The sequence below is a fragment of the Flavobacterium azizsancarii genome (assembly GCF_027980145.1).
GTDB classification, from domain to species: Bacteria; Bacteroidota; Bacteroidia; order Flavobacteriales; family Flavobacteriaceae; genus Flavobacterium; species Flavobacterium azizsancarii.
Genome location: NZ_JAMZNK010000083.1, coordinates 1 through 8,441 on the forward strand (window position 1 = coordinate 1; position 8,441 = coordinate 8,441).

10 protein-coding genes and 1 tRNA gene are annotated in these 8,441 nt (G+C 31.7%); 3 read left to right on the forward strand and 8 right to left on the reverse strand.

Annotated elements, in window-relative coordinates; genetic code table 11:
- Window positions 1-123: 123 nt before the first annotated feature.
- Window positions 124-993, reverse strand: a complete 870-nt coding sequence (locus NJT12_RS24395) for a DMT family transporter (protein WP_271338718.1) — start codon at window positions 991-993, stop codon at window positions 124-126.
- Between the two features lie 320 nt (window positions 994-1,313).
- Between NJT12_RS24395 and NJT12_RS24400 the strand changes: the two genes are divergently transcribed.
- On the forward strand, window positions 1,314-1,916 hold the full coding sequence (locus tag NJT12_RS24400) for a class I SAM-dependent methyltransferase (protein ID WP_271338719.1): 603 nt from the start codon (window positions 1,314-1,316) through the stop codon (window positions 1,914-1,916).
- 198 nt (window positions 1,917-2,114) lie between these two features.
- On the opposite strand, the gene NJT12_RS24405 is transcribed toward NJT12_RS24400, so the two are convergent.
- From NJT12_RS24405 to NJT12_RS24415, 3 genes are all read right to left on the reverse strand, one after another.
- Window positions 2,115-2,975: a hypothetical protein gene (locus tag NJT12_RS24405; protein ID WP_271338720.1), complete on the reverse strand. Its 861-nt coding sequence runs from the start codon at window positions 2,973-2,975 to the stop codon at window positions 2,115-2,117.
- 397 nt (window positions 2,976-3,372) lie between these two features.
- Window positions 3,373-3,450, reverse strand: a tRNA-Val gene (locus tag NJT12_RS24410).
- Between the two features lie 178 nt (window positions 3,451-3,628).
- Entirely contained in the window at window positions 3,629-4,855 is a 1,227-nt protein-coding gene (locus NJT12_RS24415) for a bifunctional folylpolyglutamate synthase/dihydrofolate synthase (RefSeq protein WP_271338721.1), read from the reverse strand.
- Between the two features lie 131 nt (window positions 4,856-4,986).
- On the opposite strand from NJT12_RS24415, the gene NJT12_RS24420 reads away from it, so the two are divergent.
- Window positions 4,987-5,682: a MotA/TolQ/ExbB proton channel family protein gene (locus NJT12_RS24420; protein WP_271338722.1), complete on the forward strand. Its 696-nt coding sequence runs from the start codon at window positions 4,987-4,989 to the stop codon at window positions 5,680-5,682.
- A gap of 3 nt (window positions 5,683-5,685) precedes the next feature.
- On the forward strand, window positions 5,686-6,081 hold the full coding sequence (locus NJT12_RS24425) for an ExbD/TolR family protein (RefSeq protein WP_026983008.1): 396 nt from the start codon (window positions 5,686-5,688) through the stop codon (window positions 6,079-6,081).
- A gap of 295 nt (window positions 6,082-6,376) precedes the next feature.
- Here the strand turns inward: NJT12_RS24425 and NJT12_RS24430 are convergent, their stop codons facing one another.
- The 4 genes from NJT12_RS24430 to NJT12_RS24445 form a co-directional block, all read right to left on the reverse strand.
- Entirely contained in the window at window positions 6,377-6,631 is a 255-nt protein-coding gene (locus NJT12_RS24430) for a hypothetical protein (protein WP_271338723.1), read from the reverse strand.
- 92 nt (window positions 6,632-6,723) lie between these two features.
- On the reverse strand, window positions 6,724-7,551 hold the full coding sequence (locus NJT12_RS24435) for a DNA adenine methylase (RefSeq protein ID WP_271338724.1): 828 nt from the start codon (window positions 7,549-7,551) through the stop codon (window positions 6,724-6,726).
- Between the two features lie 190 nt (window positions 7,552-7,741).
- Complete coding sequence (locus NJT12_RS24440) at window positions 7,742-7,933, reverse strand: hypothetical protein (protein ID WP_271338725.1); 192 nt, start codon at window positions 7,931-7,933, stop codon at window positions 7,742-7,744.
- 45 nt (window positions 7,934-7,978) lie between these two features.
- On the reverse strand, window positions 7,979-8,441 hold a 463-nt coding region (locus tag NJT12_RS24445; RefSeq protein ID WP_271338726.1), incomplete at its 5' end, for a hypothetical protein.

Here is an 8,441-nt window from a genome sequence, read left to right on the forward strand (position 1 = left end):
GTACTTTAGGTTAGGTATCTATCTTAAAATGTATCGTAAATTAAGAACCGCCTTGGTACGGATCCGTATGCCGGGTGGTGTGGAAGGTCGCCTAGGGAATTAATCCCTAGGTTCCTATCCGATTTATTTCTTCTTTCTCAATGAAATAATTGTTTGCAGAATGACTGAAATCATTACAAAAAACAATCCAAGATAAAATGATGTACTCATTTCTTTTCCTTCATTAAAAAATAGAAAAGCTAAAATAATAGCATAAATTGGTTCCAGATTAAAAGTAAGGTTGGTTGTAAAAGCAGGTATCTTTTTTAATGCTTCTGCAAATAAAACATAAAGTCCCACGGTACAAAATAAAGAAAGTAATATCAGATAAAAGAAGTCACTTCCGCTTGGAATTAAACTTTTAGCAGGAAAGTAAATGAGGTATAATGGCATTAAGATTCCCAAGCAGATCGTGCCGCCAATCATTTGGTAATAATTGATGATTTTGCTATCATAAGTTTTTACCAATCTTTCGTTAAAGATCGTATAAAGTGCAGCAAATGCCGAAGAGATGCATCCCAGCAAAATTCCTGTTTGATAAGAACTGTCAAAATGAAAGATAAGACTTATCCCAAACAGTGTTATTATACTAAAGATCAATTGAGAAAAAACAAGTTTGTTTTTATTGAGCAGCGGTTCAAAAATTGCTGTAAAAAAACTGGTTAAGCAATAACAAACGACACCAATAGAAATGTTGGAATATTTGATACTGGCATAAAAAAAGACCCAATGTATGGTTATAAAAACACCAATTTTGACAATATTTAGTTTTTCGCGTATGTTGATTTGAGCTAATGTTCTCGTCAGTTTTATAAGGAAAAATAAAATTATTGCAGAAAAAAAGGTTCTGTACCAGACTAAAAGTCCTTCATTAAGAGAAATGAGCTTACCGAAAATGCCGGTAAAACCCGAAAGTAATACAGCTAAGTGTAACTTTAGATAGGATTTATTCATGAAAATGGTCTGTCCGATATCGGACAAGATTTAATTAATTACTAGTTAAATATGAAGTACGCAAAAAACAGTTGATGTAATATCAACTTGCAACTTCATCTAATTTTAGAAAGAAATTAAACTCTTGGCGGAGGAAGACAACCTTTTCTATTCATTGTTTTTGTTTTTTCAAATTTATGAAAATTTGATTAGTACTTAACGTTTGGCAGCGATTTTTTCTCTGCGATAATTATTAATGCAATATTGTTGCGATAATTTGAATAATTGCTAACTTTGACACAAGTTGTATGAACAACGCGCAGAAATAAATAAAAAATAACATGGCAGAATTCTGGGAAGATAATTTTGTAGAGAAACAAGAAATGTGGGGGCTTGATCCGGCAAAATCAGCGATATTGGCGAAGAATTTGTTTGTTGAAAATTCAGTTAAGAATGTTTTGATTCCTGGAATTGGCTATGGCAGAAATGCACAAGTTTTTAGGGAAAATGGAATAACGGTAACGGGAATCGAAATATCAAGAACAGCTATTGAACTTGCAAGGAAGCATTACGGAGCTGATTTGAAAATTTTCCACGGTTCTGTAACGGATATGCCATTTGATAATGATCAATATGATGGCATATTTTGTTATGCTTTAATACATTTATTGAATAGTGATGAAAGAAAAAAACTGATTCAGGATTGCTATAATCAATTATCTGAAGATGGTTTTATGGTTTTTACAGTTATTACCAAAGAAGCTCAGACTTATGGCAAAGGTAAATTTATTAGCAAAGATCGATACGAAATATTCGATGGTGTAAAAATGTTTTTTTATGATAAAGAATCAGTTCGCGAAGAATTTGGTAAATTTGGATTGTTTGAGATTATGGAGCTTGATGAGAGTTTTCCGTTTTTTATGATTAAATGTAAAAAGATATAATTGTAGGAAAATATGCTTATATTGCAGAAAAATTAGATGAAATGGAAAGTATTGTAATCAGAAGAGCGAAGAAAGAGGAGCTGGAATGGATAAATTCTAAATATTCTCAAATTGATTTTGTTCATTCTAATTTTGAAAAGGAAATTATTGCTATTTCGGAACATAAAGGTGAAAGATGTGGTTTAGGCAGAATTGTAATTATTGACCAAAATAATTGCGAGCTAGGAGGAATGTTTCGTCAATTCGGTATTCGTTGATGAATTGAGTAAAGCTTTTATTCAAATTGTCATTAATAAACTGAGATAGTAATTGAGGGCGAATATTTAATTCTTTTGCAAAAATTGATAAAGTGAGGTCAGGATTAGTGTAAATTTTTCTAGTTTCAAAAAGTATATTGATTTGTTCCTGAATTTCCTTTACTAACTTTTCATCTATCTTGTTTACGTATTTTTCTTTGTTAATCACTGAAATTGATGATTTGTTTTTTGCATAATAAATAAGAAGCAAGGAAATGTAAAAACTGAAGGAAAAAGTCAAAGCGCCTGAAATATATGAAGTATATTTAGCTAAAGAATACGAAAGCCATATTGCAAAAACGCCGCAAATAACTGAGAGTATCCAAGTTTCATGATAGCTAATTTGGTTGCGATTAGTGGCTAGTTTCTTAAAAATTTGTTTGGCCTCATAGATGGATAATACAATAAAAAAGAACCATTGAATATTTATAAAGTAATAAATTATTCCTCTCCATATTGAAGGGTGCTCTTTATGTGGAAAAAGAAAACCAAAAACGATTATAGTTGTAATTAATAAAGTAAGACTGTATTTTGCAAAAGAGTAATTAAGATTTTGCAGTATTGATCTAACATAAAAATATAGTAAAGGACCAATTAAAAAACAAGCAGACAAGCCTATTTGTAAATACGTTTTTGACAACAGCGGATTAAAATTGTAGAATACTGATTTTCCTATTCTTATACTTAATGACAATAATAAAAGTCCAAGAAATAAATCAGATTTAGTTTTGTTGCGTTTGAATGATAAAAAATAAAAACTCAAAACAACACTATTAAAAACACCCAGAGCACTTAAAAAATAATAATATTTAGTTGTTAATATTCATCAATTATAAAATATAATTTCTTTTTAGGATTGTTTGCAGTTAACTTAAAGATACCCGCTAAAAATGGTCAGGTAAGTTTTTTACAATACTACATAAAAATATCAATATGGTAAGTACGTTTTTATGTATGTAGAATATTATTTTTTCAAGCAAAAGAAGAATGAATTTATAATTCCAGTAAAATAGAAGTTTTTAGTAGTGAATTTAGAGTAGCGAATAAATATAGATTTCTTCTTATTCAGATTTTCTAAATTTCAACTTTTTCACCTGGTCCGATAATTTTAGAAAAAAATAAAGACATAAAAAAACTCCTTAATTTCTTAAGAAGTTTCTTGGTGGGCGATGAGGGGTTCGAACCCCCGACCCCCTCGGTGTAAACGAGGTGCTCTGAACCAGCTGAGCTAATCGCCCTATTTTACTAGGTTGCTATCGTTTGTGATTGCGAGTGCAAATATAAGCCACTTTTTCAGTTCTGCAAAGAAAACAAGCTAAAAATTTAAAGTTTTTTTAAAGTTTTTTCTATCTCGTTGTAATTGAATTTATTATAAAGGAATTTTTTTTGTCCTTTTTAGAATAATTTCAAGTTCTATTAGTTCAAAGGCAATTCGGCAACGACAAAAGTGCTTCCGCCAACATAAATAAAATCGTTTTGAGTTGCATTTTGTCTGGCAGCATCGAAAGCTTCTGACACAGAATTGTATTTCTCACCTAATAAACCATATTTTTTAGCCGCTTCTTTTAGAATTTCAGTATCTAAACCTCTTGACGAATCAGGTCTGCAAAAATAGTATTGTGCTTTTTTAGGAAAAAGCGGCAAGATAGAATCCAGGTCTTTGTCATTGACAACTCCCAGAACAATATGTAGAGTATCAAAAGTTTCTTTCTGAATCTGGTTCATTACAACCGCTAATCCGTGTTTATTATGTGCCGTATCACAAATAATTTTTGGGTTTTCGCCCAATTGCTGCCATCTTCCTTGTAAGCCGGTATTTTTTACAACATTCAATAAACCAGATTTTAGACTTTCGACTGAAACCTTAAATTCATTTTGAGAATTCAAAACTGCGATAGTTTGCTGAACCGTTTTTTTATTATGAAATTGATAATCCCCAATCAAATCAGAAGGAAAAACTTCTGAAATCAAATCCGATGCAAAATAAACAGGCGCATTGTTTTCTTGAGCTTTGGCTAAAAATACAGGCTGAGTTTCATCCGTATATTCACCAATTACAACAGGAACATTAGGTTTTATAATACCTGCTTTTTCGCCTGCAATAAGTGCGGGAGTATTACCTAAAAACTGAGTATGATCTAAATCGATGTTGGTAATAACAGCAACCAAAGGTGTAATAATATTTGTAGCATCTAATCTTCCGCCAAGACCAACTTCTATAATGGCAATATCTACTTTTTCAGCTGCAAAATAATCAAACGCAAGACCTACAGACATTTCGAAAAAACTCATGTCATTGGCCTCAAAAAAGTCTTTGTGTTTGGCGACAAATTCACACACAAAATCTTCTGAAATTTCTTGGCCATTGATTTTAATTCTTTCCCTGAAATCCTTTAAGTGGGGCGAAGTATACAACCCCACTTTATATCCCGCCTCTTGCAAAACCGAAGCCAACATATGCGAAGTTGATCCTTTGCCATTAGTTCCCGCAACATGAATGCATTTTAACTGGTTTTGCGGATTATCAAGATGTGCTGCCAATAGTTTAATATTGGTCAAATCTTCTTTATATGCCGAGGCGCCTTGAAGTTGATACATCGGGAGTTGATTGAACATCCAATTGGTAGTTTCCTGATAGTTCATGTATTTTATATAAAATAGTTGTTGATTGAAATAATTTTCGATTTTTTTAGTTTTATATTACAGCGAAAATTATCTTTATTGCAAATTTCAAATATTTTTTAGAATTAATTATTAAAAACAAGAATTAATATATGTTTAGTTTTATTCAATTACAAACAGATACAATTGCAAATGCCGCATCTAACGTAGTTATCGAAAAAATCGCACCAAATACTGAGATCTCGGTTTTAGGATTTATCTTAAAAGGAGGTTTTTTTCTGATCCCCATCGCTATATTATTATTCTACACTTTTTACGTTATTATAGAACGTTATCTATATATTAGTAAAGCTTCGAAAATTGATGCAAGATTAATGCAGGATGTAGGAGATAAACTGAACGACGGAAATATCGAATTGGCCAGAACTATTGTAGAAAGAAGCAATACTGCTGCCGCAAATATTCTGAAAGAAGGTGTTTTAGTGATCGGAAGACCAATTGCTGAGATTGAATCAAATATGGACCGTGCTGCCGATATTGAAATTGGTGAAATGGAACGACGCTTAGGTCACTTAGGTCTTATTGCCGGTATTGCGCCAACTCTGGGTTTTATTGGGACAATTTCCGGGGTAATTAAGATTTTTTACAGTATCTCAGTTACAGAGAATATTAGTATTGGAAACATTTCCGGAGGCTTATACGAAAAAATGATTAGTTCAGGATCAGGGCTTATTGTAGGTATTATCGCTTATAGTGCGTACCATTTACTAAACGGAAAAATTGATGATTTTGCTTTAAAAATTCAGAAACAAATATTAGAATTTGTCAATATAATTCAAAGATCATAAGGTATGTCTATTAAGAGAAAAAGAAGATTTCATGCCGAAGTGGCAACTTCATCCTTGAGTGATATTATGTTTTTCCTGCTGTTGTTTTTTCTTATTATCTCAACGCTTGCAAACCCTAATGTTATCAAAATGACTTTGCCTAAAGCGAAATCAAATGAAAAAACGAATAAACAACTGATCAGTTTGTCCGTTACCGAAGATAAAAAATTCTACATCGACAAAGAACCAGTTGACTTCGAAAATCTTGAAACTAGTTTAATGTCAAAAATAGGAGCAGACAAAGAGCAAACCGTTGTAGTTAGAATTCCGTTTAATTTGCAGGTACAGGATTTAGTTGATGTACTACAAATAGGAGTGAAGAATAACTTAAAGTTTGTGATTGCTACCAGTCCCAAGTAAAATGATCATTAGGGCGTGACCACAATAAAAAAATGGGCTAATCAGCATAACGTTGATTCGCTCATTTTTTTATTGCGGTCGTATAATCGGAAAAACCAAAAGTGAATAAAAGCGTAGCCAAAAGTATCAAAAAAAGCCAATACGTTAAGTATTGACTTTTTAATTAGTATTTAAATATCGTTTAAACGTTTTCTATCAGCCCAACCAAGTTTGCTGTCCTCTGGTTCATCTTTACCAACACGCTTAATTGCGTTTTCGCGATAGTTTGACTTAACAACGGGCGCTTTATAGTACATTACATTACATTGTGATAAAAATCTGATTTGCTATTCTCTAGTAGTTGTACACCTCCTCCAACAAACTCATAATCCATTTTTAAGTGAATTAATAGTCTAATAAGGTCTAGAGTATCCCACTTACCAAGATAACAGTATAATAAATTGCCATGTTCAAATAAAATCTTCAGCGCTTTATAGCCTCGTGATGTTGTTCTTAAGTTAGATGCAGCAAGCACATAGGCATCAACTTGTGATTTTTGTAATGGTGTCATGATTTTAAATATTTAGATGTACAAAATTAGATTTGAATTGTTAAAAGCAAGAACAATTGGTTGTTCTAAATTGTATCAAAAATAATTTCCGATTAGGGTTTGTAAATCATTATGTCCGTATAACTTGAAGAATACGTTACCGTAGTATTCATTGTTTCAGTATATGCTCCTGTAAATGGATTACTCATGGGTGTTTTTGTTTCAATCCATTCGCACAATTCAATTATAGATGATTTATTTGACGTAAAGTAAAAATAACTTGTACCATCAAGAACTTGTAAAACATCTAAATAATCTCGTAATTTCCAAAAGCTTTTATAAGTTCCCGTTTCGGTTGACAAGTAAGGAGGATCAACCAAAAAGATAACATTAGGTACATCCTTATACTGCTGAAACAAATCCTTATAACATTTATTAGTAACTTCCAGACCATCTAAATAACCTGTAGCAACGTAATTTGATTTTCTAATACAGTTATAAAGAGTTTCTTTTTCAAATGTTTCAAAATTACTAGCGTAATTCATGCTAAATAAAAGATTACTTGATAATGTAATGTAATCGACGTATCCTTCCTTTTGAGCCTGTTTTATACGTAGTAAAACAAGATCCCTTTTATTTCCTGTTATCTTATTATCCGGTAGGTAATCGCGTAGAATTTCCCTTAATTCAGTGATAAGCTGATTTGTTTTTTCAATGTTTTTTAGACGTTCTCTATAATTATCAAAGTCATTATAAATTACAGTAGCATCAGGATAAAATGATTTTACAGTATGACTTAGTAAACCACTACCGCCAAACAAATCAACATAAATTGCTGTTGGTGAGTATTTTTGTAAAGCAGGCTCAAACTGCTTTAAGAATTTACGTTTTTGCCCCATAAAAGGCAGAGGTGCTGATTTGAAAATTTTCTTTTTTTCCATTCGATTTTTGATTGATGATTGATTATATTTGCACTTCTCAGGTTAATTTACAATATAGCAAAGCCACCATTAGAAGACTTATTGTCCTCCAACGGTGGCTTTGTGCTAAATTAAATTACCCTGAGAAAGTATTAATTTGTTGGAGGACTTTTTTAATTCCTGCTCTCCTAAGGAATTCTTTTACTTAACTTTATTTAACTTCTTTCGAAAATAAAGGGGTTATACTTGGTAAAGCTGCCGACAAAATCAAGCCGATTAATTTGATTCTATTAATTGTTACCAATGACAGCCCAACTTCTTGTAAAAGTTCAAATTTTGTATCGATAAAGCCTGTTAAAACAATTAGAAGACTCACGATTACTGCAATTTTAGATTTATTCATATATTAATTTTAAGATTATTTACTAAGTTCTTTTTTGTTTTCCCATTAATGAGATACCCATGTAGTTCCATTATAGAATACTGGACACACTACAGAACCACCACCTATTAAACCTCCTAAATAAGTTGGGGCTGTAGCATCTGTAACGTACGCGTTATGTCCGATTGTTCCAGTTGGTAAAGTGCCTACCGTGTAAGATTGTAGTTTAATATCATCTGTAGTAGCTATTATACCTGATTTTGATTGTAAAGTTTGAGTAAAAGTACCTGTAATATCTTCTAAAGATGATACTGTTATACTCCCATATCTCCTTGCTATGTTAATCCCTTCAGGTATTATACGAGTGGAGGTGTAATTATCATTATCTTCAATTTCCATATTTAGATAATTAATACTACCTCTTTTCCCAACATTATCAGTGTTAGAAAAACCATATTGGTTCATATAAGCTATACTATTAGAATCAGATGCACTAAAAAATATCCTTTTATCTATAGCAGTCTCACCT